Raw genomic sequence first — 25,103 nt, forward strand, 5'->3', positions numbered from 1 at the left:
CCCGCCCCATCCGCCTCACGCGCCCCCCGCATGAGGTTCCCTTCGCGAACCCTATGGGGTCCGCACCACCCCGGAGGAAGACGCAGGCCACCCCGGTTTCACCTGACGGCCGTCTTCCTTTTGTCCGGACGACGATAGTGCGGAGGGGGTGGGGTCGCCCGTGTCGAATGCGAGATGGATCACACGATTCCGGAGAACGACGGGGCGCGTGACCGGTTTACGTCCCTGCCTGCGGGTTATTTTCATGCATAGTGCAACGAAGTGCGTACCGGGCGTAAGCGGCACATCACCGCCTATGGTCGTTTTTCGGTCCGCTCGTCAGCGCCGCCGCGCGGACCGCGTCCCTGTCCCCGTCGAAAGGTAGGCGAGCGAGCTCTTGTCGACTGCCTCAGTCGCCGCTCCCACGGCCCTCGCGAAGAACTCCCAGGCCACCGTCACCGACTCCGCGCTCGTCCGGCGCGCCGTGAAGGCGGCCGCGCTCGGCAACGCCATGGAGTGGTTCGACTTCGGCGTCTACAGCTACATCGCGGTGACCCTGGGCAAGGTCTTCTTCCCCTCGGGCGACCCGACGGCCCAGCTGCTCTCCACGTTCGGCGCCTTCGCCGCGGCCTTCCTGGTCCGGCCGCTCGGCGGCATGGTCTTCGGGCCGCTCGGCGACCGCGTCGGCCGGCAGAAGGTGCTGGCGCTGACGATGATCATGATGGCGGCGGGCACGTTCGCGATCGGCCTGATCCCGTCCTACGCGACGATCGGTGTCGGCGCGCCGATCCTGCTGCTCGCCGCGCGTCTGGTGCAGGGCTTCTCCACCGGGGGCGAGTACGCGGGCGCGTCCACGTTCATCGCCGAGTACGCGCCGGACAAGCGGCGCGGGTTCCTCGGGAGCTGGCTGGAGTTCGGCACGCTGGCCGGATACATCGGCGGCGCCGGGCTGGTGACCGTGATGACGGCGCTGCTGTCCGCGGACGACCTGACCTCCTGGGGCTGGCGGATCCCGTTCCTCGTCGCGGGGCCGATGGGCATCATCGGGCTGTACCTGCGGCTGCGCCTGGAGGAGACGCCGGCGTTCGCGGCGGAGGTGGAGAAGGCGGAGGCCGCGCGGCCGAAGGTGCCGCTGCGGGAGATGGTCACCGGGCAGTGGAAGGCGCTGCTGCTGTGCATGGGCCTGGTGCTGGTCTTCAACGTCACCGACTACATGCTGCTGTCGTACATGCCGAGCTACCTGACCGGTGAGCTGAAGTACGACGAGACGCACGGGCTGCTGGTCGTCCTCGCCGTGATGGCGCTGATGATGGTGGTCCAGCCGTTCGCGGGCGCGCTGACCGACCGGATCGGGCGGCGGCCGGTGATCGCGGCGGGCTGCGTGGGCTTCCTGGCGCTGTCGGTGCCGGCGCTGCTGCTGATCCGCCAGGGCAGCCTGGTCGCCGTGGGGCTGGGCATGGCGGCGCTGGGACTGCTGCTGGTGTGCTTCACGTCCGCGATGCCGTCGGCGCTGCCGGCGCTGTTCCCGACGCGGGTGCGCTACGGGTCGCTGTCGATCGGGTTCAACGTCTCGGTGTCCCTGTTCGGCGGGACGACGCCGCTGGTGGTGACGGCGCTGATCGGCGCCACCGGCGATGTGATGATGCCCGCGTACTACATGATGGCCGCGGCCGTGGTCGGCGGTGCGGCGGTGTGGTTCATGACCGAGTCGGCGGGACGGCCGCTGCCGGGGTCGCCGCCGGCCGTGGAGCGGTGACGGGGCCTCCGGCGGTTCGGCGGGGGCGCCCGCGGCGGCCCGCGCGGGTTCGGCGGGGCGTGCGTCGCGCCCGCGGTCCGCCGGGGGACGGGGCCGCGCCGGGGGCGGGGCGGGCGTCGGCGCCGGTCGGGCGGAGTGGCCGCCAGGCTGAGCCGATCGGCTGAAAGCGGGTGCGGGGGGACTCTGACGGGGAACCGGGGCGGAGCTATGGTCGTCAGCGCAGCTGGTTGGGGAGGCTGACCAGGTCAACGGGAGGCGCAGGCGCATGAGCCAGGTCTGGGACGACGTCGACGACTACTTCACCGCCCATCTCGTGCCGGACGACGAGGCTCTCCAGGCCGCCCTGCGGGACAGTGCGGCGGCCGAGCTGCCGCAGGTGAACGTCACCGCCACCCAGGGGAAACTGCTGCACCTGCTGGCCGGGGTCCAAGGGGCCCGGCACATCCTGGAGATCGGCACGCTCGGCGGCTACAGCACGATCTGGCTGGGCCGCGCCCTGCCGCCCGACGGCCGGCTGGTCTCGCTGGAGTACAGCGCCAAGCACGCCGAGATCGCCGCCCGCAACATCGCCCGCGCCGGGCTGGACAAGCTGGTCGAGGTGCGGGTCGGGCCGGCGCTGGAGTCGCTGCCCAAGCTCGCCGACGAGAACCCGCCGCCGTTCGACCTGGTCTTCATCGACGCCGACAAGGCCAACAACGCGCACTACATCGAGTGGGCGCTCAAGCTCACGCGGACCGGCAGCCTGGTCGTCGTCGACAACGTGGTCCGGGGCGGCCGGGTCGCCGACGCCGGCAGCGACGCCCCGGACGTGCGGGGCACGCGGGCCGCCATCGAGCTGATCGGCAGCCACCCGCGGCTCGACGGAACGGCGATCCAGACGGTGGGCAGCAAGGGCTACGACGGGTTCGCGCTGGCCCGCGTGCTGTGATCAGACCTCGTGGTAGAAGCCCACGTTGACGCTGCGCGGGCCGGTGCGGTCCACGATGACGACCTCGCCGCTGCCGCCCCTGGGCAGCGGCACCGTACCGCCGTAGGGGACGGCCGCGGCGTGCTCGCCCACCGTCAGCCGGACCTCGGAGGACGGATCGGCCTGCGAGCCGCGCAGCCAGGTCAGCTGCCAGCCGCCGTCGGGGCCGCACCGGAACTCCAGGTGGACACGGGAGACGAACAGCCAGTCGTCGGGCGTCGGCAGCCGGCACACCGACCTGTCCCGGCCCACCCGCAGCACGGCGCCCGGCTCGCTGGGCGCGTCGGCCATGAGCATGCCGGCCGTGGCGCCCGCGTCCGCCGCGGAGACGGCGGCCATGGTGAGTTCGAGCACGTGCGCTCCTCCTGAGGTGACCCGGGCGGCCGATTGCCGCGCCGCCGCATGATAAATCGCCCGGCACCGCGGTGTCCGGCACAATGGCCGCATGACCGAGCGAAAGCCACCCGGCGTCAGCTTCGAGTCCTGGGCGGACAAACAGATCCGCGACGCGAGGGCACGGGGCGAGTTCGACCGGCTGCCGGGCGCGGGCAGACCGCTGCCGGGGGACGTGGAGGCGGCCTACGACGAACAGTGGTGGATCAAGCGGAAGCTGGCCCGTGAGGGCGTCTCGGTCCTGCCGCCGACGCTGGCCCTGCGCAAGGAGGCCGAGGACGGGCTGGCGGCGGCGCTGCGGGCCCCGTCCGAGCGGATCGCCCGCAGGATCGTCGAGGACCTCAACGTCAGGATCCGCGACATGATGTTCAAGCCGCCGCCCGGCCCTCCGCTGGGACTGAAGCCGTACGACGTCGAAGAGGTCGTACGTCAGTGGCGGGAGCGCCGGGCGGCGGGGTGACGCCGGTCGTTCACGGGTTTCACAGGTGCATCAGCCGGTCCGCCAGCTCGCGGTAGTCCCGCAGGGCCAGGCGGAGCTGTTCGGTGTCGGGGGCCGTGACCTGCTCGCCGCCGCCCGCGTCGGCGGTCTGCCAGGACGCGCGCAGCGTCCGGCGGCGCCCGGCCAGGGCCTCGGTGAAGCGGGCGGTGATCTCCTCCAGGACGCGGTCGGCCTCCTCGACGGCGTCCCGCGGCGCGTCGACGAATCCGGAGACCGCCTGCTGGAGCCGCAGCCCCAGCTTGTCGCACTCCTCCCGGGGCAGCAGCCGGCCGCCGGAGGGCGCCGAGCGCCCCGGGTCCGTCGCGTGCGGGGCGCCCGCGGCGGGGGCGGTGCCCACCGCGCTCTCGCCGCGGGCGTCGGGGACGGTCCGGCCGGGGCCGGCCGGTGCGCCGGCGGCCGGCGGGGTCACCTCGGACGGTTGCCTGTCGGACATGTGCCTCAGCTCTCCTTCGCCTGCCGCCGGTGCAGTGCCCAGGGCGTGTGGTGGTCGCGGACCCGCTCCCGCCGGACGCGGTCGGCGCCGGCGTGGTGGCGGCCGGTGTCGTGGCGCACCAGCTCGTCGAACAGGGCGCGGGCGGCGACCACGGCCTCGCGCATCTCCTCGGTGCTCCCGCCGCCGTCGTGTGCGGCGCGGTGCACGCGCCGGTAGCCGTCGACGTGGTGGGCGTGGTGCACGGACAGCGCGGCGACCTGTTCCTCGTACTGCCCGCCGTCCGGGAAGCCGCGGGTGCCGGCCACCTCCGCGAGCAGCCGGTCCGCCTCGGCGACCGCCTCCCGCGGGGAGTCGACGAAGCGTTCCTGGGCGGCCGTCCAGCGCGCCTCGAACCGCTCCCGCTCGGCCGGCTCCAGCGGTCGCGCGCGCAGGTCGCCGTGGCGCTCCACGCGCTGGGCGAGCTCGCGTTCGGCGGCCTCGGCGTCGCCGTCGTGCCGGGCGACGGCCCGGTCGTACTCGGGTCCGAAGCGCCGCTTCAGGTCCGGGCCGCGCCGCGCGCCCCGGGAACGCAGGGTCAGGGCGGCCGCGACGAGGGCGACGGCCACCACGATCACGATCAGAGCGATGATCCAGCCTGTGGACATGTATGCCTTCCGGGTTTCGGCCCAACCGGCCCTCCGTGCGGGCCGGTTCGCCGTTCGGGTTGCCCCGGAAGGACCCCTCAAACGGCGCCCGCGGGCCACCGGGCCGCCCCGGTCATCCCATGCGCGCCAGGGGTCGCCGGTCGTACGGCCGTTCCCGTTCCGACCCGTTCAGCTCCCCGCTCAGCTCCTTCACCAACTGCACCAGGTCGGTCGGCCGGTCCGGCCCCCACCAGTCGCCGAGCAGCTCCGCCAGGGAGTCCTCGCGGGCCCGCGCCAGCCGGTCGGCGGCCTCGTGGCCCTGGTCGGTCAGGTACAGGTCGAGCCCCACCCGGTACGCCAGGCGGCGCTCCTCGACCTGCCGGGCGGCCTCGATGACCGCGGCCAGCGGGACGGGGGTGCGCTCGGCGAGCAGGGCCGGTTCCACCGAGCCGTGCCGCTTGATCCGCAACAGCAGCCAGCCGGCGGCGGGCAGCAGGTCGTAGCCCGCGCGTTCGGTGATCCGCCGGTAGATCTCCCGCCGGCCCTCGCGGGAGCCGAGCACCGACAGCGCGCGGCACACCTCGTCGTACGACGACCGCTCCACCGGGTTGCTGGCGAAGGTCTGCGTGCCGTCGGGCGCCGTGACCGAGCCGCGCAGCCGGTCCTCCTTCAGGAACCAGGCCAGTACGTAGGCGAGGAGCGCGACGGGGGCGGCGTACAGGAAGACGTCGGTGATGGAGGAGGCGTAGGCGTGCAGCGCGGCCTGGCGCAGGGCGGGCGGCAGGGCCGCGATGCCGCGCGGGTCGGCCTCCAGCGCGTCCGCGGAGACGCCGGGCGGCAGCTGTGCGCCCCGGAAGGCGTCGGCGAGCTTGTCGCCGAGGCGGCCGGCGAAGACCGTGCCGAAGACGGCGACGCCGAACGCGGCGCCGATGGAGCGGAAGAAGGTCGCGCCGGAGGTGGCCACGCCCAGGTCCTCGTAGGCGACGGCGTTCTGCACGATGAGGACCAGGACCTGCATCACCAGGCCGAGTCCGAGGCCGAAGACGAAGAAGAAGGCGCTCATCACGGCGGTGGAGCTGTTCTCGTCCAGCCGGTGCAGCAGGAGCAGGCCGAACGCGGTGACGGCGGTGCCCGTGACCGGGAACACCTTCCAGCGGCCGGTGCGGCTGACGATCTGCCCGGAGACGGTCGACGACAGCAGCAGCCCGAACACCATCGGCAGCATGTGCACCCCGGACATGGTCGGGCTGACGCCCTGTACGACCTGGAGGAAGGTCGGCAGGTAGGTCATCGCGCCGAACATCGCGAAGCCGACGACGAAGCTGATGACCGCGGAGAGCGTGAAGGTGCGGATGCGGAACAGCTTCGGCGGCAGCACCGGTTCGGCCGCCCGCCGCTCCACGGCCGCGAAGGCGACGGCGAGGACGACGCCCAGGACGGCGAGCCCGATGATCTGCGGGGAGCCCCAGCCCCAGGTGGTGCCGCCGAGCGAGGCGACCAGGACCAGGCAGGTGGCGACGGAGGCGATGAGGAAGGTGCCGAGGTAGTCGATGACGTGCTTCGTGGCCCGGCGCGGGATGTGCAGCACCGCCGCGATCACGGCGAGCGCGACGATCCCGACGGGCAGGTTGACGTAGAACACCCAGCGCCAGCTCAGGTGCTCGGTGAACAGCCCGCCCAGCAGCGGCCCGAGGACGCTGGTCGCCCCGAAGACCGCCCCGAACAGGCCCTGGTAGCGCCCCCGGTCCCGAGGCGGGACCAGATCGCCGACGATCGCCATCGACAGCACCATCAGCCCGCCGCCGCCCAGGCCCTGCACGGCCCGGAAGGCGATCAGCTCGGGCATGTTCCGCGCCATGCCGCACAGCGCGGAGCCGGCCAGGAAGATCACGATCGCGGTCTGGAACAGCCGCTTGCGCCCGTACTGGTCGCCGAGCTTGCCCCACAGCGGGGTCGCGGCGGTCGAGGCCAGCAGGTACGCGGTGACCACCCAGGACAGGTGGTCCATGCCGCCCAGGTCGCTGACGATGGTGGGCAGCGCGGTCGACACGATGGTCTGGTCGAGGGCGGCGAGCAGCATCCCGAGCAGCAGGGCGCCGATCGAGACGAGGACGTCGCCGGGCACGTGCTCCTCCCCGGGGGCGAGCGGGGCCCCCGGGGCCCTCCCCCCGGCGCCCGCGGTCGTCCCGTGCGTGTCCCCGGCCCTGCCCTGCGCATCCCCGGCCATGAAGACCTCCCGAGGTCTCGGCGACATCTCCATCGTCATCGGTGTGACCAGTTATGGCCCGTCGAGTCCTGCGGGAAGCCGGTATTCCGGGGGCGCGCGGGCCGGGGTGTGAAGGAGATCTGCATAATCTCTGGAGTCCGCGAGGGGAGGGACGAACGCGTGGCGGAACCGAGGGACCACCGGTGCCCGGAGTGCGGGGCGCCCAGGGGCGCCGACCGCACCCCGTCCTGCGGCTGCACGCGACGCGCGTCCGACGCCCTGCGCGAGGCCCGCGAGGCGGAGGCGGCCGCGGCGGAGGACTTCGACCCGCTGCACATCCGGCCGTACGTCGAGCTGGGGAATCCGCGGGAGGCTCCGCCGCCCCCGCGCACGTCCGAGCCCGACGCCACGGCGCGGCTGCGGGCCGTAGCCCCTCGGACGCCGGACGCGAAGGCGGCCGCCGCGCTCCCCGCGCCCCTGGCGCCCCCGCCGGGCGAGCCGGGCGACACCGGCCCGCGCCGCTTCGGGACGGCCGAGCCGGCGGACGCCGTACCGGCGGGCGCCGGCGGCACGGGCGGGGCGGAGCCGCGCCGCCGTCGCCGCGGGGCGCTGCTCGGCGCGGCGGGCGCTCTGGTCGCGGTGGTGGCGGCCACCGGGTACGTGAGCGGGCTGTTCTCGTACGAGCCGCCCTCGCGGAACGGCGCGCCGCCGGCCGACCTGCGGGCGAGCGTGCCGGACACCTCCGCCGGCGCCACCGACGCGGCGCCGGCGGAGGTGTCCGGCACGGCCTCCGCGCGGCCGGCCTCCGCGCCCCCGCCCCCGTCGCCGTCGGCCGGCGGGAGCCCCTCCCCGACGCCGTCCCCGTCGGCGTCGAGCGCCTCGCCGACGCCGTCCCCGTCGCGCTCGGCCGAACCGGGCCCCGGCCCGACCTCCGCCCGCGCCACCGCCCCCACGGCGAGGGAGGAGTCCGGCGACGACCGCGACCCGGACGTCCCCGTACTGCGCCGGGGCGACCGGGGTCCCGAGGTCACCGAACTCCAGCTGCGCCTGCGCCAGCTGTACCTGTACGACGACGACGCCGACGGCCACTACACCGGCCGCGTCGAGGACGCGGTCCGCACCTACCAGTGGTCCCGCGGCATCCGCTCCGACCAGCTCGGCGTGTACGGCCCTCGGACCCGCGAGCGCCTGGAGTCGGAGACGAGGGAGCCCTAGGACCCGGCCGGCCGCGGGGCCGCGACGGCGTGGGGCCGCAGGGCCGCGGGACTCAGCCGATGTGCAGCCGGATCGTCCCGTCGTCCCCGGCCTCCACGCGGACCTGCGTCAGGTCCCGCACCGCCGCGTCCGGGCGGTGGAACGTGGCCCGCTGCCCGATCCCCACGACCCGCATCCCGGCGGAGCGCCCCGCCGCGATCCCGGCTCCGGAGTCCTCGAACACCACGCAGTCGGCGGGGGCGACGCCCAGCTCGGCGGCCCCCTTCAAAAAGCCCTCGGGGTCGGGCTTGCTCGCGCCGACGGACTCCGCCGTCACCCGCACCTCGGGCATCGGGAGCCCGGCCGCGGCCATCCGCGCCGTCGACAGCGCGACGTCCGCCGAGGTCACCAGCGCGTGCGGCAGCCCCTTGAGCGACGCGAGGAACTCCCGCGCCCCCGGAATCGCGACGACCCCCTCCGTGTCCGCGGTCTCCTCGGCCAGCATGCGCGCGTTGTCGGCGAGGTTCTGCTCCATCGGCCGGTCGGGCAGCAGCAGCGCCATCGACGCGTACCCCTGCCGCCCGTGGACGACCTTCATGACCTCGTCCCCGTCCAGCCCGTGCCGCTCGGCCCAGCGTCGCCAGACGCGTTCGACCGAGGCGTCGGAGTTGACGAGGGTGCCGTCCATGTCCAGCAGGAGGGCGCGGGCGGTGAGAACGGTGGTGGCCGTCATCGGCGGGCTCCAAGGCACGGGAGGGGGCTCAGGGGGTCGTCCCCGGCACAAGGCGGCCCCGCCCGCCGGTCAGGGAAAGCGGGCGGGGGCCACTTTGTTCCTCCACGGTACAAAAAGATCCGGGGATCGCGCCACCGCCCCGGGCGACCCTTCACCCGCCGTTCGCTCAGCCGGTCACGGCCTCCCACAGGCTCCACACCCCGAGCCCCAGCATCAGCAGCGCCGCGATCTGCGTGATCAGCCGCAGCGGCACCCGCTTCATCAGCGCCTTTCCGCCGACGATGCCGAGTCCGGCCACCGCCCACAGCGCGAGCACCGCGCCGAGGCCGACGGAGAGCGGGTCGTCGTACCGGGCGGCGAGGTTCGCCGTCATGATCTGCGTGAGGTCACCGAACTCGGCGACCAGGATGAGCATGAAGCCCGCCCCGGAGACCTTCCAGAAGGACTGGTTCTCCGGCTTGCGGATCTCCTCCTCGTCCTCGTCCTTCTTCAGCAGCAGCATCGCCGCGCCGCCCAGGAACAGCACGCCCGTGAGCGCGTGCGTGATCTGCTGCGGCAGCAGGGTGAGCACGCTGCCGGCCGCCACGGCGAGCGCGACGTGCAGCGCGAAGGCGGCGGCGACGCCGACGAAGACGTAGGAGGCGCGGTAGCGGGTGCCGAGGACGAGACCGGCGAGCGCGGTCTTGTCGGGCAGTTCGGCGAGGAAGACGACGCCGAAGACGAGCGCCGTCACGGTGAAGCTGATCAAGGGTTCCTCTGTCGGTCGGGGCTGCCCCGGCCGAGAGCGCCGCTGTGGCGCCAGACACCTCGGCAGGGCAGCACACGTGGAGCCCGCGCCGTACGGCACGGGCGGTGCACTGCTTGCCGAAGGTCTCGCTGGCGGGTCGCGCGGACTCCGCCCCCGGGCGCCGGCTCAGGCGTGCTGAGCAGTGTGTCGACGGTCCGGCGAAGAGCTACTCCCCTTCTGCGCCGTCCATGGTACGCGAAGGCCCGAGCGAGGCCCGGGAGCGAGACGGGGCGAGGCCGGGAGCGGAGCCGGGCCGGGAACGCCGTCACGACCGTAGACGTGTCATGTACACGTCACTAGCTTCTTACCGGGCGCACATCCGTGCGCAACGCGGCGTGGCGAGCATTCCCTCGCTCGCTCTCCAACGCCCGCATCCGACAAGGGAGTTCGCATGCCGAAGTTCTACGCGCGTCGACGGGTCAGCATACTCGCGGCGCTCACCGGGTTCATGGCCTCCGTCGCGCTGTTCAACGGCCCGAGCGCCGCCGCCGCCCTCCCCACCCCGGTCAGCGCCGCCACCGCCCGCGGCTACCTCGCCTCCCTCACCGTGGCCGCCGAGGACCGCACCGGCTACGACCGCGACCTGTTCCCGCACTGGATCACCCAGTCCGGCGCCTGCAACACCCGCGAGGTCGTCCTCGAACGCGACGGCACGAACGTGGTCCAGGACTCCGCCTGCGCCGCCGTCAGCGGCAGCTGGTACTCCCCGTACGACGGCGCGACCTGGACCGCCGCCTCCGACCTCGACATCGACCACCTCGTCCCGCTCGCCGAGGCCTGGGACTCCGGCGCCGACGGCTGGACCACCTCCCGCCGCCAGGCCTTCGCCAACGATCTGACCCGTCCCCAGCTCATCGCGGTCACCGACAACGTCAACCAGGCCAAGGGCGACCAGGACCCGGCCACCTGGATGCCGTCGCGCACCGCCTACCGCTGCACCTACGTCCGCGCCTGGGTCCAGGTGAAGTACTACTACGGCCTGTCCGTCGACTCCGCCGAGAAGTCCGCGCTGCAGAACCACCTCGCGAGCTGCTGACCCGGCCCCCCGCGAGCCGCCGGCGTGCGCGTCGCGGGGAACCCCGCCGCCGGTCTCCGTCGTTCCGTACCGTACGGGGCGACGGAGGAGGCATCACCATGGCCGGACTGCGCCTGGGACCACTGCTGAGGTACACCGACGGCTCGTCCGCGACCGTGTGGGTCGAGACGAGCCGTCCCTGCACGGCCGAGGTGCGCTGCGCCGACGGCGCCCGCGGCGCGGCCCGCACCTTCCGGGTCGCGGACCACCATTACGCCCTGGTCCAGGTCGACGGCCTGACCCCGGGCACGACGACGGCGTACGAGGTCCTCCTCGACGGCACGCGCGTGTGGCCGCTGCCCGACTCGCCCTTCCCGCCGTCGGCCATCCGCACGCTCCCCGGCGACGACGACGGCGACGTCCGCGTCGCCTTCGGCTCCTGCCGCTGGGCCGCGCCGCCGGCCGACGGCAGCGACCCGGTCGGCCCGGACGCCCTGGACGCGCTGGCCACCCGTGTCGCGGCGGACCCGGAGGGCGAGCGGCCCGACGTCCTGCTGCTGCTCGGTGACCAGGTGTACGCCGACGAGACCTCCGACGCGACCCGCCGCTGGCTGGCGGCCCGCCGGAACCTGGAGGAACCGCCGGGCAGCGGGGTCGCGGACTACGAGGAGTACACCCACCTCTACTACGAGTCGTGGCTCGACCCCTCGATCCGCTGGCTGCTGTCCACCGTGCCCAGCTGCATGATCTTCGACGACCACGACGTGATCGACGACTGGAACACCTCCGCCGCCTGGCTGACCGACATGCGCGCCACGCCCTGGTGGCGGAAGCGGCTGCTGAGCGGCCTGATGTCGTACTGGGTGTACCAGCACCTGGGGAACCTGTCGCCGGGCGAGCTGGCGGCCGACCCGGTGTACGCGGCGGTCCGGGAGGCCTCCGACGGCACGGACGTGCTGCACGCCTTCGCCGCCCGGGCCGACGCCGACGCGACCACGGCCCGCTGGAGCTACCGGCGCGACTTCGGCCGCGTACGGCTGGTGATGGTGGACAGCCGGGCGGCCCGCGTCCTGGACGAGGACAGCCGCGCGATGCTCGACCCGGGCGAGGCCGCCTGGGTCCGCGAGCAGGTGCTGGACGGGCGCGAGACGTACGACCACCTGCTCATCGGCACCTCGCTGCCGTGGCTGCTGCCGCACCTGGTGCACGACGCCGAGGGGTGGGACGCGGCGCTGTGCCGGGGCGAGCGGGGCGCCCGCTGGGCGCGGCTCGGGGAGAAGGTGCGGCGGGGGGCCGACCTGGAGCACTGGGCGGCGTTCCCCGACTCCTTCGCCGAGCTGGCGGAGCTGATCGCGGAGGCCGGTTCGGGACCGGACGCGCCGGCGACCGTGTGCGTGCTGTCGGGCGACGTGCACCACGCGTACCTGGCCGAGCCCTCCTGGCCGGAGCGCGGGCCCGACGCCCGGGTGGTGCAGCTCGTCTGCTCCCCCGTCCACAACTCGGTGCCCCTGTCGATCCGGCTGGCCTTCCGGGCCGGCTGGACCGCCGCGGCGCGGGTCCTCGGCCGGGGCCTGGCCCGGCACGGCCGCCTGTCGCGCCCGCCGGTCCGCTGGCGCAGGACCGGCGGCCCCTGGTTCGGCAACCAGCTCATGACGCTGGTCCTGCGCGAACGCGCGGCCCGGCTGCGTCTGGAGGAGGCGCGGGCGGTGCGCGACGGACGCCCGCGGCTGCGGACGGTGACGGAGCGGGAACTCTCCCGATGAGCCTCCGCGGCGGGTAGCGGCGGAGGGGGAGCCCGCCCGGCGAACCCCCACGACGGACGGCGGCGGCGCGCCAGCCCGCGGCCCCGCCGCCGACGACGCGGAGGCGGGGGCCAAAGCCGGGGGAACGGCGGGGCGGGGCCCGGACGGCCCGCGCGCCCGTCGCGCCGGGAGCGGCCGCACGGGCGGCCGCCCGGGTGAGGGCCGGCCGCCCGGAGCCCGTTGCGCGGCGCACCGCCGACGGCCTCCTCGCCGGGCCGGGGCGCGGTGCGGGCGGCGCCGCCCGCACGCGGGGAGCGGTCGCGGAACCGGCGGCTCGGGCGCGGCACGGCGGCCGCGCCGTCCGGCGGGACACCGCGGCCGTGCCGGTCGGCGTGGCGCGGCAGCCGTGCGCCCGACAGGCCCTCAGGGCCGCGCGGGAACGGGGCGGTCCGTCCGCGGTGGGCCCGTCGGGGCGTGCGCCGGGCCGGCACGGGCGGACCGCCGCGACCGACGCCCGGCCGAGGTGTGAATTCGGTCACTCTTTCGGGCGCGAACGTGGTGGCGAAAGCGGCGTCACGTGCGGCGGTGACGGAAGTGACGGCGGAGCCGGACGTGAATCATTGGCCAAATGTTGAACTTGCAAGCACAATTAGGCCCGCCTAACCTGAGGTCTCCACTCGGTTACGTCCCCGGACCGGTCCCCCTCCCGACCGGCCGACCGAAGGAGACCCCCACATGACCGCGCGTCTCAACAGCGCCCAGCCCTACGCCCTCGGCCTGTTCCGGATCGTCATCGGCCTGCTCTTCGCCTGCCACGGCGCCGTCTCGCTCTTCGGCGTCCTCGGCGGCGTGGACGGCAACGGCGGCACAGCCGAGACCGGCGCCTGGCCCAACTGGTACGCGGCCGTCATCGAGCTGGTCGGCGGCGGCCTGGTCCTGCTCGGCCTCGGCACCCGCGCCGCGGCGTTCGTCTCGTCCGGCGCCATGGCCTACGCGTACTTCAAGGTCCACCAGCCCGAGGCCCTGTGGCCGATCGAGAACAACGGCGAGGGAGCGGCCCTGTACTGCTGGGCCATGTTCCTGCTGGTCTTCACCGGCTCCGGCGCCTTCGGCCTGGACCGGCTGCTGGCCAGGCGCACGTCGGCGCAGGCGGGTCGGACCCCGGAGCAGGCGCCGGTGGCGGCCTGATCCCGCCCGGCTCCGGCCGGTTCGGTGCCCTCCCCCGCGGGGGAGGGCACCGTCGTTCCCGCCCGCGCCCGGGGCGGCCCCGCCGGGCGGCGGCCGGACCGCCCGTCCCGCCGTCCCGCTCGTCACGGGTCACGGCCGGGGGCGCCGCACCGGCCCGGAATCCCCGTGATCGCGCTGTCGCACCCCGGGCGTACGCTGCACGGCTGTCATCGGCCGCCCCTGCCGTCCCTCGTGCGTCGCGGCACGGTCCGCGGTCCACGGGGGGAACAGGGGAAGTCACGGTGCTGGAGAGTCTCGGGACCGCGGGGTCGCCGGCCGGCGGTCCATGGATCCACGCGCCCTGGATCTACGCGCCGGTGGCCCTCTCCGTCCTCCTCGACGTGTTCCTGCCGACGCTGCCGAGCGGCGTCCTGGTGATCACGGCCGCCGCGGCGGCCGCCGCGGGTTCGGGCGCGGCGGCCGGGCAGGTCCCGTGCGACGTCCCCGACATCCTGGCGCTGACCCTCTGCGCCGCCACCGCCTCCTTGCTGGGCGACCTGGCGGCCTACCGCCTCGCCCGGCGCGGCGGCCCGCGGCTGGACCGCGCGATGGCCCGCTCCCGGCGTCCGACCACGGCGCAGGAACGTCTCGGCGCGGCGCTCGCCGCCGGGGGCGGCGCCCTGGTCGTCCTGGCCCGCTTCGCGCCGGCCGGGCGCTCGGTCGTCTCCCTCGCCGCCGGCGCCGCCCACCGCCGCGCCCGCGACTTCCTCCCCTGGTCCGCCCTGGCCGGTCCGTCCTGGGCGGCCTACAGCGTCGCCCTCGGCCACTTCGGCGGCCAGCGGCTGGGCACGACGTGGCCGGCGGCCGGGGTGTCCCCGGCGGCGCTGTTCGGCGCGGGGGCGGCGTACCTGATGCGCAGGCGGCCGCGGCAGCCGAGGACGCCGTAGCGGCCCGGGCGGCCGCGCCGGCGGCCTCCGTCGTCCGCTACCCGTCGCCCGTCGTCCGCCGTCCCGCCGCTCCCCGCGCGTCCGCGCCCCGCACCTCCAGCCCGGCCAGCAGTTCGGCCGTGGCCGCCGCGACCGCCTCCACGGCGCGGTCGAAGACCTCCCGGTTGTGCGCGGCCGGGGCCCGGAACCCGGACACCTTCCGCACGTACTGCAGGGCGGCGGCCCGGATCTCCCCCTCGGTGGCCTCCTCGGCCAGCACGGGCGGACGGAGCGTCTTGATGCTGCGGCACATGGTCCCAGTCTCACCCCGGCCGCCGCCGCCCGCCGGGGAATCCGGCATTCCGACGTCCCGGACCCCGGTACGACTGCGCGCCGCCGACGACCGCCGCGGCCGCCCCGGGCCCCGGCGGCCCGGCCCGGCCAGCCCTGCGCGTCCCGCGGCCCGGCGTCGGTCTCGCGCAGGCCCTCGTCCCCGAGCCCGACCCGGGCCTCCGTGCGGTGGCCGCGGGCTATGCAGTCGCGTACGACCGCCTCGACGGCGTCCCGCGGCGAACCGATCCCCGACAGGACCATCACCTCCACCACCGGATCGGCGTCCAGACCGATGCCGATCTTGGCCACGGTTCCCCCCTCCTCGTCCGCTGCCCGGACTGCAGCCCGAACCGCCCCGCGCCACGGGCCGATCGGCCGACGCGGGTCCGGCCGCATCGGGACCCGGGGACGACCGGCCGGGACCGAGGCGGCGTCGGCGGCGCGGACGGGCACCGGTGGACGGCCGACACGTTCGTGTGAACCCCCGGAGGAACGCGCATCCCGAAATCGAACAGGCGTATCATCGGGTCGTGGCTGCGACCTATGACTTTCCGAGTGACCTCCTCGCCGGTCAGGAGGAACTGCACCAGGTCCGGGCCGAGTTGTCGGCCCTGCTGAAGCGGCTCCCCTGGTCCGTCGAGCCCATGGACGGCTTCAGCGACGACAACGGCTGGCGCAAGGTGGAGCGCCCCGCCTCCCCCGGCTGGTCGGCGGACGAGCAGGCGGAGGTGGAGAAGCTGCGGCGGCGGGAGCGCGAGCTCGCCGTCTTCGTCAGCACCCACCGCTACTGGTCGGAGCTCACCGGCCCCGACCGCATGCACGCCCGGTCCCGGCTGAAGCACGTCCACGAGACCCCGCCCGAGGACTCCGAGGGGGCCGGCCGGGCCTAGGGACCGCCCCGCGTCCGGCGGGCGGCGGCGCCGGTCACACCGTCCGTGACCGCGCACGGGACTCCTGACGCGAAGACGCCCCGGGCCTCGTCGGCCCGGGGCGTCTTCGCGGTCGGTCCCGGTGGGCGCGGACGGTTTCGAACCGCCGACATCCTGCTTGTAAGGCAGGCGCTCTACCCCTGAGCTACGCACCCGAGAACGATTCGACAGCCTACCTTGCCCGGGGCGCTGCCCCGCAAACCCGTCCCCGCACGCCGGTCCGCGCGCTCCGGGGCGGGGCCGGGGGCTGGCCCCGCCCCCGGTCCGGGACCAGCGCGCCGCCCCGGGCCTCCTGCCGGGTGGCGGCCGGGACCGGCGACGGCGCGGTCGGGGTGTCCGGCCCCGGGACGGCGCCGGACACCCCGCGGCGACCGCCCGCGCCGGCGACGGCGACGTCACGGTCCGGACGGCGAACTGACCGGCCCGTGTGTTCGTCCTTCACCGGTGGGAGAATGATTCCGGGCAGGGCGGACGACACGGGAGAGGGATGTGACGGCGACCCCATCGCAGCCGTGTACGCCGATGGTGCCGTGCGCGCGCCGCCCACCGCGCCGGCCGGCGGCCGGCGACCGCGCCCCGGCACGGCGCCCCGGACACCGGCGCCGGACGCCCGGCGCGGTGCGGGACGCGCTCGCCCTGCTGGGCCTGCCGCTGGTCGCCGCCCTCGCGCTGCCCGCCGCGTTCGCCGGCGGCGGCACCCGGCGCTGGTTCGGCGGACGGGGCGAGAGCCGGCGTGCCGCGGCGCAGGCCGCCAAGGACGCGGCGGCGGCCGCCTTCTACGAACTCGACACCGCCCAGCGCGACCTGCGGATCTCGATCGAGACCATCGGCGCCGTCGACGACTCCCCCGCGGCCCGGCGCGCGGTGGCCGAATTCGAGGCGCTCGGCCGGCGCATCGACGAGGCCAGCCGCGCGTACATCGACGCCGTCGACGCCCACGACCTCGACCGCGACGACCTGGAGGCCGCGGCCGCCACCCGGGCCCGCGACCGGCTGACCGCCGCCACGGACGGACTCGGCCGGGTCAAACGGGACCTGGACCGCTTCGCCGAGGGTCTCGGCCCGCTGCTCGGCAAGGCCGAGACCCAGCTGGCCCGGCTCGCGCCCGCCGTCGAACGGGCCCGGCAGTCGCTGCTCGCCGCCTCCGAGGCCCTCGACGCCGTACGCGGCTCCGGGCTGCGGGCGGACGACCTCGCCGCCCGGCTCGCCGCCCTCGCCCCCGAACTGACCAAGCTGAACCAGGGCGCCGGGCAGCACGGCGTGCCCCGGACGCTGGAGCGGGCCGACCGGGTCGCGCGGGAGGCCCAGGCCGTGCGCGCCGAGGCCGAACGGCTGCCCGAGCGGGCCGCCGAGATCGACCGCCGGCTGGTCTCGCTGCGCACCCGCGTCGAGGCCCTCACCACGCGCACCGGCCAGGTCGAGCCGGTGCTGAGCGAACTGCGCCGCCGGTTCGCGCTGGCGTGCTGGCAGGACCTGCAGCACGTGCCGGAGCAGGCCGCCGAGACCGTCCGGCAGGCCGAGCTGAAGCTGCGCGAGGCGCGGACCGCGCGGGACGAGCAGCGCTGGCCCGACGCGACGGCGCTGCTGTCCACGGTGCGGGCCCTGCTCGACGCGACCGACGAGGCCGTCTCGGCCGCCGGTGACCGGCTGCGGCGGCTGAACGCCGTGCAGAAGGACCCGCGGCAGGAGATCGACCGCACCCGCTTCACCATCCGTGACGCCCAGCGCCTGGCCATGGCCGGCCGCACCACCCCCGACCCCCGCCACGCCCGCCCCCTCGACGACGCGGTGGCCCGCCTGGACCGGGCCGTCACCACACTGGAGGACCGCCACCCCGACTACTGGCACTTCCTGGCGGAGACGGAGGCGGTGCGGCGGGCGGTGGCCCGGGTGGTCGCCCAGATCCGCGAGGACCGCGGCGCCGGCCGCTGACGCCGCCGGGCACGGCTCCGCCCATCACCGGACCGGCCCCGCCGTTCGCCCTGGGGCACGGGCCGGACGCCGGTTAACCTGTGCCCATGCCCCGTTACGAGTACCGCTGCCGTACCTGCGGCGACACCTTCGAACTGAGCCGCCCCATGGCCGAGTCCGCCGCCCCCGCGAACTGCCCCGCGGGCCACGACGACACCGTGAAGCTGCTGTCGACGGTCGCCGTCGGCGGCACCTCCGCCGCCCCGGCGCCCCCGTCCGGCGGCGGGGGCGGCTGCTGCGGCGGAGGCTGCTGCGGCTGACGCCCGGCCCCGCCGGTTCAGGCTCCCTTCAGCTCCGCTTCCCTACCCTGGCCGGCATGACAGCCATCGCAGCGCCCGCGGCCGCCGGCGCCGGTGCCGCACCGGAGTGGGTCAACGGGCTCATGGACGCGCTGGGCGCGCCGGGCGCCGGCATCGCCATCGCCCTGGAGAACCTCTTCCCGCCCCTGCCGAGCGAGGTGATCCTGCCGCTCGCCGGGTTCGCGGCGAGCGGCGGCCGGATGAGCCTGCTCGCCGTCCTGCTGTGGACGACGGCGGGTTCGGTGACCGGCGCGCTCGCCCTGTACGGGATCGGCGCGCTGCTCGGCCGCGACCGCACCGTGGCGATCGCGTCCCGGCTGCCGCTGGTGAAGGCGGCCGACATCGAGAAGACGGAGGCGTGGTTCCTGCGGCACGGCACGAAGGCGGTGTTCCTCGGCCGGATGATCCCGGTCTTCCGCAGCCTGATCTCGGTGCCGGCCGGCGTCGAACGCATGCGCCTTCCGGTGTTCCTCGGTCTGACGACGCTGGGCAGCGCGATCTGGAACACGGTGTTCGTGCTGGCGGGGTACGCGCTGGGCGACAACTGGCCCGAGGTCACCCGGATCGTCTCCGCGTACTCGAAGGTGGTCCTCGTCGTGGCCGCCCTGGCGGTGCTGGCGTTCCTCGGCGCGCGGCTGCTGCGGCCGGGGGTCGGCCGGCGCAGGCGGGGGCGCGCCGACGCACGCCCCCGGCGGCCCGGCGTCACCGGGGCGAGCGCGCCGCCCGCAGGAACTCGCGCAGAATGCGCTCCCCGGCCAGCACACCCCGCTCGGGAAGCGCGCTGACCGCGGGCGCCGTCCAGCCGGCGTCGGCCAGCTCGCCGTGGCCGGGCCGCCAGCCCCGGTCGGCGGCGAGCAGCAGGTCGGCGTCGAGGAGGGAGTCGCCGGCGGCGAGGGTCAGCTCGGCGCCGGTGCGGCGGGCGACCTCGCGCACGGCCGCGCTCTTGGTGAGCGGCCCGGGCACGGCGTAGACCTTGCGGCCCTGCAGCGACACGGTCCAGCCGCGGCGGTCCGCCCACGCCGCGAGCTCCTCCACCCAGTCCTCGGGCAGCAGCTCCCGTTCGACGACCAGGTACACGAACAGGTCCTCGGCGACGCGGTGCTTGCGCACCCAGGCCGGGTCGCCGACCCGCATCAGGTGCTCGCTCACCTCGCTCAGCGGCGCGCACTCGTCGGCCAGCCGGGCCGTCACCCGCGCGTGCCAGCCGGGGTCGGTCACGCCGTCCACCAGCAGGTGGCCGCCGTTGGCGCAGATCGCGTACTTCGGCGGCGGGCCCGGCAGGTTGATGCGCTGGTACTGCGCGCGGGTCCGGGTGGTCGTCGGCACGAACACCGCCGCGTCGCCGAGGTCGGCGAGGAGCCCGGCCGCCGTCTCCGTCAGGTAGGACAGCGGCCTGCTCTCGTGGACCTCCACGCACAGCAGCCGGGGCGCCCGCGCGTCGGGCATGGTCAGCGCCAGGGCCGCGGCGGAGTAGACGAGGGTGCGGTCGAGGTCGCTGGCGACGAGCACCGGCATCAGACCGTCACCGCCCTGCCGTCGGCGCCGGTCGCGCCCCGCGTGAACCGGGGGTGGATCAGGCCCACGCAGGTGTACGGCAGGTCCGCGACCTCCTCCACCGGCACGCCCCGCTGCCCGGCCAGCAGGCGCACGTGGTCCAGGTCGCGGCCCGCCCCGGCCCGGGCCAGCACCTTCCAGGGGACGCGGCGCAGCAGCACCCGCGTGGTCTCGCCGACGCCGGGCTTGACGAGGTTGACGTCGTGGATGCCGTACTCCTCGCTGATCCGCTCCACCGCCTTCCAGCCCTCCCAGGTCGGGGTGCGGTCGGCGGCGAGCAGGTCCTCGACCCGGGCGCCGACCGCGTCCACGACCTCCGGGAAGCGGGCGGAGACCGCGTCGAGGAAGGCGACGGACATGTCGGAGCCGGCGAGTTCGCGGTAGAACTTGGCGCCGTGGTAGTCGTGCGGGCCGACCAGGTCCGCCCGCAGCACGGTCCGCGAGACCAGGCCGGAGACGGTGGAGTTGAGGCAGGCGGAGGGGATGAGGTAGTCCTCGCGGGTGCCGTAGGTGCGGACGCAGGAGCCGGGGTCGGCCAGGACCGCGATCTCCGGGTCGAAGCCGGTGACGCCGTCGGAGGCCTCGAACGCGCGCAGCGCGTCGGCGAGTTCCCGGGTGATGGCGCCCTTGCCGGTCCAGCCGTCGACGAAGACGACGTCGGCGGGGTCGTGGTGGGCGGCCAGCCAGCGCAGCGCGTTGGCGTCGATGCCGCGGCCGCGGACGATGGAGACGGCGTAGTGCGGCAGGTCCAGGCCGTGCCGGAAGCGGGCCCAGCGGCGCATCAGGATGCCGACCGGGGTGCCCGCGCGGGCCAGGGAGACCAGGACGGGCCGGGGCGAGCGCTCGGCGAGCACCAGCTCGGTGACGGCGCCGACGGCCTGCGCGAGCCGCGCCGCGGACTCCTCCAGCGCGGTGCGGAACAGCTCCTGGTACTGCTCGCCGGGCTGGTACTCCACCGGCAGCGACTCCGCGTAGTGGGCGCCGCCGCGCTGGATGGCCTCCTCGCGCTCCTCGGTGGGCGCCTCCAGCGTCACGTCCGAGAGGTCCTGCAGCAGCCAGCCGACCTCCTCGGGGGCGTACGAGGAGAAGGCGGGGCCGCGGAGGGGCTCGGGCAGCATCGGGGGCCTTTCGGGGACGTGCGCGGCCGCGGGGACGTAACTCGGCACGACCGCGAGCAGGACGTGCGGGATGTGCGCGGCGAGCCGGGCGAGCAGGCCGTCGGGGGCGTGCAGCGCGGGGGTGTCGGCGGCCGAGTCGACGACGGCGACGACGGCGTCGAAGCCGGCGCCCGCGACGTTGTAGGCGTAGCGCTCGCCGGGGCCGTCGGCCGGGTCGTCGTGCGCCGGGAAGACCAGGCGGGTGCGTATCGCGTAGCCGGGGTCGTCGACGGCGAGGACGGGCGAGCGGGTGGTGGTGGAGTAGCGCACCTCGGCGTCCACGGCCCGCTCCAGCTCGCGGGCGAGCCGCAGCGGGGCGTACATCAGCTCCTCGGAGCCGAGGACCAGGACGCGGCGCGCGTCGCCGGGGAGGGCGTCCGCCAGGCGGGCGGCCATGCCGGGAAGGGCGGCTTCCAGGCGGGTGCGGTGGGCTTCGGTGAAGCCGTGCCGGCCGCCGTCGGGCAGGCCCGCGGGCCAGCGCAGATCGACCCGGGTGACGGGACCGGCGGGCGTTCGCGGGCCGGCGTCGGCCCGGCGCGCCCCGGGGGCGGTGTCCTCGAACCGGGTGACGAGCTCCCGCCCCTTCTCCAGCACGCCGTCGGGCAGGCGCACGGTGCCGGAGGCCGTCGTGACCAGGTCCACCCACGCGCCGATCTCCCGCGCGAACTCCTCCAGCCGGCCCGCGTCCTCGGGGGAGCGCATGTCGACCAGGGCGACGACCACGTACCGGCGCCTCGGATAGCGCGCGTGCAGGGCGCGGACGGTGTTCAGGACCGTGTTGCCGGTGGAGAACTCGTCGTCGACCAGGACCAGCGGTCCGGGACCGGCCAGCAGCGCCGGGTCCTCGGGCAGCAGCAGGTGCGAGGTGGCGTGCGAGTGGGACTCCTCGAAGCCGCCCGCCCGCGGCACCCCGGCGACCGGGCGGCGGGTGGAGTGCAGGTAGGGGGCCGTGCCCAGGCCGTCGGCGACCGAGTGGCCGAGGCCGGTGGCGGTCTCCGCGTAGCCGAGGACGACCGCCGCGTCGGCCTCCTCGTCGCCCAGCAGGTCGCGTACGCGCCGGCCGAGGGCGACGCCGTGGCCGTACACCACGGCCGGCGACTGCGGGACGTGCTTGCCGAGCACGTTCGAGACGAGCAGATGGGCCCGCTTGGGGTTGCGGCGCAGCGCGAGCCCCAGCAGCTCGGTCAGCCGGCCGTCGCCGGCCAGCTCGACGCCGAGCCGCTCCGCGACCCAGCTGCCCGTCCAGACGCCGCCCGGCGTCCCGGTCCGCGTTCCCTCGTCCCCGCCGTCGTGCGTCGCCTCGTCCGGCGCGTGGTCCAGTACGTCGTTCATGAATTCCCTGTGTTCAGTCGGGCAGGCCGGCGGCGAGCAGCTCCACGAAGCCGACGTCCTGGTTCGCCACGCCGAAGGCCTCGGCGCGCAGCAGCGTCCGCTCGGCCCAGGCGCGGTGCGGCTTCACCTCGTTCATCTTGTTCGTGTACGCCGACCTGAGCACCCCTCCGCCGCCGCGTTCGGGCCGCAGGATGTCCTGGGCGTCGCTGTACTCCTCGTGGCTGACCACCGACAGGGCGTGCACCGCCGGGACGTGCGAGGGGTGGATGCAGGTCTTGCCCAGCAGGCCGTTGGCGTGGTCCAGGGAGATCTCCCGCAGCAGGCCGTCCATGGCGTGCTCGATCAGCTTCTGGCGCAGCTCGGCCGCCTGCACCTCCAGGAAGGGGCTCTGCCGCAGCTGCGGCTTGAACATGCGCTCCTGGACCCGGAAGTACTCCCACACCGGCCCGGTCACCGTGAAGCCGGTGCCGTCGGCCCGCCCGAGCATGTTGACCACGTCGGCGATCACGGAGGCGACGATCTGGACGTCGTACGCCGTCATGTCGGGGCCCCGGCGCAGGCCGTAGGAGGAGCAGAAGTCGGTCACGCCGAGGCGCAGCGCGAGCACGCGGTCGCGGTACTTGTCGACCGCGCGGTAGATGCCCTCCAGGGTCGCCACGCGGGACTCCCGGTAGAGCAGCTCCGGCGACTCCAGCACAGGCATGGCGAAGAGCCGCCGCCCGCTGTCGGCCTCGGCGCCGGCCAGCGCCTCCAGGAAGGGCATGCCGCGTTCCTCGGTGAACTTCGGCAGGACGAATCCGGACAGCAGCCGCACGGCGGGGCCGAGGCGTCGTACCAGGTCGGGGATCTGCTCGGGGGTGCGGACCCGGACGAACAGCAGCGGCAGGTCGGCGCCGGCCCGCGCGTCGAGGTCGGCGAACTGCCGGACGAGGTTCTCCTCGCCGGCCACGACGTCCGCGTCGTCTATCGAGTCCTCCAGGCACAGCACCATCGAGACCACGCCGCGTCCGGCCTGCTTGACGATGTCGTCGGCGAGCCGCGGCCGGGTGGCCGGGCTGTAGAGGGTGGCTCCGAGGGCCGCGGACAGCAGCCGGGCCGGCGAGTCCGCGGTGAACTCGCCCGGCTCCCGGTGGAAGAGGCGCTGCCGCACCTCAGGGGCGAGGTGCCCGAAATGACGCATAAAGCTCCCCTGTACTGCCTGGGCGGCCGGTGGGCTGTCGAAAGGTGGCCGGTAATAGTACGTAGAAGCGCATGTCAGGGGTTCCCGTCAGGCATGAATTCCAGGTAACCCGGCTGTGTCGACGGCAACCGCCGACCCCTTCGGCCCGCGGCCCGGAACCTCGCCCCCCGCGTTGTCGTGGCCAGGACCGAGAGGGCAGGATGACCGCATGACGCACGCGATGCTGAAGGGGTCGAACGTCCCGCTGGAAGCCACGACGGTGCGCGCCGTGCTGCGCTGGACGCCCGGGCAGGGGGTCCCGGACGTCGACGCCTCGGCGCTGCTCCTCGGCCCCGACGGTCGTGTGCGTTCCGACGAGGACTTCGTCTTCTACAACCAGCCCCGGCACCCCTCCGGGAAGGTCTGGCGGCTCGGCAAGAAGCGGGTCGCCGAGGGCCTCACCGACACGATCCAGACAGACCTGGCCGGTGTCGAGTCCGAAGTCGGCCGGGTTCTGCTGGTCGCCTCGGCGGACGGCGTCACCTTCGACCGCGTGAGCGCCCTGCGCATCCTGCTGTACGACGCGTCCGCCGCCGACGCCGAGCCGCTCGCCTACTTCGACGTCAAGCCGGAGACGGGCGAGGAGACCGCGCTGATCTGCGGGGAGCTGTACCGGCGCGGGGAGGGCTGGAAGTTCCGGGCGCTGGGCGAGGGCTACACCAACGGGCTGGAGGGCCTGGCGACCGACTTCGGCATCTCGGTGGACGAGTCGGCGGCCGCGCAGGAGGAGTCCGCGCCACCGCAGCCGGCGTCCGAGGTCTCCCAGCCGCTGCCGCCGGAACAGCCGACCGCGGTGGTCCCGGCCCAGCCGTCCCAGCCGGCGTACGGCTATCCGCAGCAGCCTCCGGCGACCCAGCCGGCGTACGGCTACCCGCACCCGACGAGCCGGCCCGCGTACGGCTACCCCCCGGCGGCCGCCACGGCGCGGCCCGGGTACGGATATCCGCAGCCGGCCACCGCGGTGCCGGACCCCGACTTCCGGCTGCCGCCGCAGGGACCGCAGTTCCTCGGGCGTTGACGGGGCGGGGGGCCGGCGGCCACGGCGGCGCCGGTCACCGCTCCACCTTGGTCTTGTAGCCCCTCCCCCACTGCAGGCCCCATCCGTACAGCCGGTCCAGCTCGCCCTGGAACCCGTACACGAACTTCACCTCGCGCCGGACGACGATCTCCCCCTTCACGTTCTCGATCATCACCACGGCGCAGGACCGCGCCTGCGGGTGCCGCTCGTCCAGGCCTATCTCGATGCGCGGCCCGTTGCTGGGGTACAGCGTGACGATCGCGTGGGCCCGGTCGAAGGCCGGCGTCTGGTCGTAGATGTAGGCGAAGACCAGCAGCCGCTTGATGTCCTCGCGGTGGTCGAGGTTGACGTACATCGTCTCCCCGGACCCCGAGCCGAACCGGTCGTCGCCGCTGAGCTTGACGTACGGCGGGGAGTTGACGTCGCCGAAGTAGCCGCCGAGCGGCTGGACGACCCCCTTGGTGCCGTCCTGCAGCTCGTACAGGCAGCCCAGGTCGAGGTCGACGTTGACCACGCTCTGGGTGTGGCCCATGACCTGCGGCGGCTTCAGCGCCCGGAGGGGGTGCCGCAGCAGGCTCTCGCGCCGGGCGGCGCCGATGTCGGAGGTCCGCATCCGCCAGGTCAGGTTGATCCGCAGATGGCCGGTGGCGGCGCTCTGCTTGGTCAGCGAGACCCGGTCGTGCCGTTTGGTCAGTTCGATGGCGTTGCCGGCCGCGCTGCCCGCGTCGAAGTCGGTCCCGCGTCCGCGCCGAAGTCCGTCCAAGAAGCCCATTCCCGCCCCCACGTTCACGTTGAGGGCCGCGGGTCGGGCGGACCCGCGGCCCTGGACGACCGGCGGGGCGGCGCCGAGGAGTCGTCCTCGACGCCGCCC

At 75.0% G+C, this 25,103-nt stretch carries 24 protein-coding genes, 1 tRNA gene and 1 pseudogene; 13 read left to right on the plus strand and 13 right to left on the minus strand.

The window, feature by feature from the left end; genetic code table 11:
* Positions 1-376: 376 nt before the first annotated feature.
* Positions 377-1,735, plus strand: a complete 1,359-nt coding sequence (gene proP, locus ACIBAI_RS00410) for a glycine betaine/L-proline transporter ProP (protein ID WP_399030178.1) — start codon at positions 377-379, stop codon at positions 1,733-1,735.
* 265 nt (positions 1,736-2,000) lie between these two features.
* A complete protein-coding gene (locus tag ACIBAI_RS00415) occupies positions 2,001-2,663 on the plus strand; it encodes an O-methyltransferase (protein ID WP_399030179.1) in 663 nt (220 codons plus the stop codon).
* Here ACIBAI_RS00415 and ACIBAI_RS00420 read toward each other — a convergent pair whose 3' ends face one another.
* Entirely contained in the window at positions 2,664-3,056 is a 393-nt protein-coding gene (locus ACIBAI_RS00420) for a hypothetical protein (RefSeq protein WP_399030180.1), read from the minus strand.
* Between the two features lie 91 nt (positions 3,057-3,147).
* On the opposite strand from ACIBAI_RS00420, the gene ACIBAI_RS00425 reads away from it, so the two are divergent.
* Entirely contained in the window at positions 3,148-3,555 is a 408-nt protein-coding gene (locus tag ACIBAI_RS00425; protein ID WP_399030181.1) for a DUF1992 domain-containing protein, read from the plus strand.
* Between the two features lie 19 nt (positions 3,556-3,574).
* On the opposite strand, the gene ACIBAI_RS00430 is transcribed toward ACIBAI_RS00425, so the two are convergent.
* The 3 genes from ACIBAI_RS00430 to ACIBAI_RS00440 all read right to left on the minus strand — a co-directional run bounded on the left by ACIBAI_RS00430 (position 3,575) and on the right by ACIBAI_RS00440 (position 6,877).
* On the minus strand, positions 3,575-4,027 hold the full coding sequence (locus ACIBAI_RS00430) for a hypothetical protein (protein ID WP_399030182.1): 453 nt from the start codon (positions 4,025-4,027) through the stop codon (positions 3,575-3,577).
* 5 nt (positions 4,028-4,032) lie between these two features.
* Complete coding sequence (locus ACIBAI_RS00435; RefSeq protein WP_399030183.1) at positions 4,033-4,671, minus strand: hypothetical protein; 639 nt, start codon at positions 4,669-4,671, stop codon at positions 4,033-4,035.
* A gap of 112 nt (positions 4,672-4,783) precedes the next feature.
* Positions 4,784-6,877, minus strand: coding sequence for a DHA2 family efflux MFS transporter permease subunit (locus tag ACIBAI_RS00440; protein ID WP_399030184.1), 2,094 nt, complete (start codon positions 6,875-6,877; stop codon positions 4,784-4,786).
* A 159-nt stretch (positions 6,878-7,036) separates the two neighbouring features.
* Between ACIBAI_RS00440 and ACIBAI_RS00445 the strand changes: the two genes are divergently transcribed.
* A complete protein-coding gene (locus tag ACIBAI_RS00445) occupies positions 7,037-8,071 on the plus strand; it encodes a peptidoglycan-binding protein (protein WP_399030186.1) in 1,035 nt (344 codons plus the stop codon).
* 52 nt (positions 8,072-8,123) lie between these two features.
* Here ACIBAI_RS00445 and ACIBAI_RS00450 read toward each other — a convergent pair whose 3' ends face one another.
* Together ACIBAI_RS00450 and ACIBAI_RS00455 are read right to left on the minus strand one after the other, a co-directional pair.
* Positions 8,124-8,783, minus strand: a complete 660-nt coding sequence (locus ACIBAI_RS00450) for an HAD family hydrolase (protein ID WP_399030187.1) — start codon at positions 8,781-8,783, stop codon at positions 8,124-8,126.
* Positions 8,784-8,949: 166 nt separating this feature from the next.
* On the minus strand, positions 8,950-9,531 hold the full coding sequence (locus tag ACIBAI_RS00455) for a TMEM165/GDT1 family protein (protein WP_399030188.1): 582 nt from the start codon (positions 9,529-9,531) through the stop codon (positions 8,950-8,952).
* A 430-nt stretch (positions 9,532-9,961) separates the two neighbouring features.
* On the opposite strand from ACIBAI_RS00455, the gene ACIBAI_RS00460 reads away from it, so the two are divergent.
* The 4 genes from ACIBAI_RS00460 to ACIBAI_RS00475 all read left to right on the plus strand — a co-directional run bounded on the left by ACIBAI_RS00460 (position 9,962) and on the right by ACIBAI_RS00475 (position 14,441).
* The gene (locus tag ACIBAI_RS00460; protein WP_399030190.1) at positions 9,962-10,606 is read left to right on the plus strand and encodes an HNH endonuclease family protein; all 645 of its coding nucleotides are present in this window, start codon (positions 9,962-9,964) and stop codon (positions 10,604-10,606) included.
* Between the two features lie 98 nt (positions 10,607-10,704).
* Complete coding sequence (locus ACIBAI_RS00465) at positions 10,705-12,348, plus strand: alkaline phosphatase D family protein (RefSeq protein WP_399030191.1); 1,644 nt, start codon at positions 10,705-10,707, stop codon at positions 12,346-12,348.
* 714 nt (positions 12,349-13,062) lie between these two features.
* On the plus strand, positions 13,063-13,515 hold the full coding sequence (locus ACIBAI_RS00470) for a DoxX family protein (protein WP_399030192.1): 453 nt from the start codon (positions 13,063-13,065) through the stop codon (positions 13,513-13,515).
* A 281-nt stretch (positions 13,516-13,796) separates the two neighbouring features.
* Positions 13,797-14,441 carry a DedA family protein gene (locus tag ACIBAI_RS00475; protein WP_399030193.1) on the plus strand — a complete coding sequence of 215 codons (645 nt, stop codon included), beginning with the start codon at positions 13,797-13,799 and terminating at the stop codon, positions 14,439-14,441.
* A 37-nt stretch (positions 14,442-14,478) separates the two neighbouring features.
* Here ACIBAI_RS00475 and ACIBAI_RS00480 read toward each other — a convergent pair whose 3' ends face one another.
* On the minus strand, positions 14,479-14,733 hold the full coding sequence (locus ACIBAI_RS00480) for a DUF2277 family protein (RefSeq protein WP_399030194.1): 255 nt from the start codon (positions 14,731-14,733) through the stop codon (positions 14,479-14,481).
* Positions 14,734-14,864: 131 nt separating this feature from the next.
* Positions 14,865-15,062: pseudogene (locus ACIBAI_RS00485) on the minus strand (DUF2191 domain-containing protein); the annotation flags it as partial.
* Between the two features lie 221 nt (positions 15,063-15,283).
* Here ACIBAI_RS00485 and ACIBAI_RS00490 point away from each other — a divergent pair.
* Positions 15,284-15,643, plus strand: coding sequence for a hypothetical protein (locus ACIBAI_RS00490; RefSeq protein ID WP_399030195.1), 360 nt, complete (start codon positions 15,284-15,286; stop codon positions 15,641-15,643).
* A 122-nt stretch (positions 15,644-15,765) separates the two neighbouring features.
* Here ACIBAI_RS00490 and ACIBAI_RS00495 read toward each other — a convergent pair.
* Positions 15,766-15,837 (minus strand) — tRNA-Val (locus tag ACIBAI_RS00495).
* Positions 15,838-16,171: 334 nt separating this feature from the next.
* Here ACIBAI_RS00495 and ACIBAI_RS00500 point away from each other — a divergent pair.
* The 3 genes from ACIBAI_RS00500 to ACIBAI_RS00510 all read left to right on the plus strand — a co-directional run bounded on the left by ACIBAI_RS00500 (position 16,172) and on the right by ACIBAI_RS00510 (position 18,737).
* Positions 16,172-17,614 (plus strand): hypothetical protein, encoded by a 1,443-nt coding sequence (locus ACIBAI_RS00500; protein WP_399030196.1) that lies wholly within the window; start codon positions 16,172-16,174, stop codon positions 17,612-17,614.
* 86 nt (positions 17,615-17,700) lie between these two features.
* Positions 17,701-17,913, plus strand: a complete 213-nt coding sequence (locus tag ACIBAI_RS00505; protein WP_344608717.1) for a zinc ribbon domain-containing protein — start codon at positions 17,701-17,703, stop codon at positions 17,911-17,913.
* A gap of 56 nt (positions 17,914-17,969) precedes the next feature.
* The gene (locus ACIBAI_RS00510; RefSeq protein WP_399030197.1) at positions 17,970-18,737 is read left to right on the plus strand and encodes a DedA family protein; all 768 of its coding nucleotides are present in this window, start codon (positions 17,970-17,972) and stop codon (positions 18,735-18,737) included.
* Here ACIBAI_RS00510 and ACIBAI_RS00515 read toward each other — a convergent pair.
* From ACIBAI_RS00515 to ACIBAI_RS00525, 3 genes are read right to left on the minus strand one after another with little or no spacing between them, the layout of a single operon-like run.
* Positions 18,655-19,467, minus strand: coding sequence for an HAD family hydrolase (locus ACIBAI_RS00515; RefSeq protein WP_399030198.1), 813 nt, complete (start codon positions 19,465-19,467; stop codon positions 18,655-18,657). The genes ACIBAI_RS00510 and ACIBAI_RS00515 overlap by 83 nt on opposite strands.
* Positions 19,467-21,995, minus strand: a complete 2,529-nt coding sequence (locus ACIBAI_RS00520; RefSeq protein ID WP_399030199.1) for a phosphoribosyltransferase — start codon at positions 21,993-21,995, stop codon at positions 19,467-19,469. The genes ACIBAI_RS00515 and ACIBAI_RS00520 overlap by 1 nt, the downstream gene beginning before the upstream one ends.
* Positions 21,996-22,008: 13 nt before the next feature.
* Positions 22,009-23,175: an HpcH/HpaI aldolase/citrate lyase family protein gene (locus ACIBAI_RS00525; RefSeq protein ID WP_399030200.1), complete on the minus strand. Its 1,167-nt coding sequence runs from the start codon at positions 23,173-23,175 to the stop codon at positions 22,009-22,011.
* A 208-nt stretch (positions 23,176-23,383) separates the two neighbouring features.
* Between ACIBAI_RS00525 and ACIBAI_RS00530 the strand changes: the two genes are divergently transcribed.
* Positions 23,384-24,232, plus strand: a complete 849-nt coding sequence (locus ACIBAI_RS00530) for a TerD family protein (protein WP_399030201.1) — start codon at positions 23,384-23,386, stop codon at positions 24,230-24,232.
* Positions 24,233-24,266: 34 nt separating this feature from the next.
* Here the strand turns inward: ACIBAI_RS00530 and ACIBAI_RS00535 are convergent, their stop codons facing one another.
* Complete coding sequence (locus ACIBAI_RS00535; protein ID WP_399030202.1) at positions 24,267-25,004, minus strand: Tellurium resistance; 738 nt, start codon at positions 25,002-25,004, stop codon at positions 24,267-24,269.
* Between the last annotated feature and the right edge of the window lie 99 nt (positions 25,005-25,103).

Source organism: Streptomyces sp. NPDC051041, from assembly GCF_044456065.1.
Classification (GTDB): domain Bacteria; phylum Actinomycetota; class Actinomycetes; order Streptomycetales; family Streptomycetaceae; genus Streptomyces; species Streptomyces glaucus.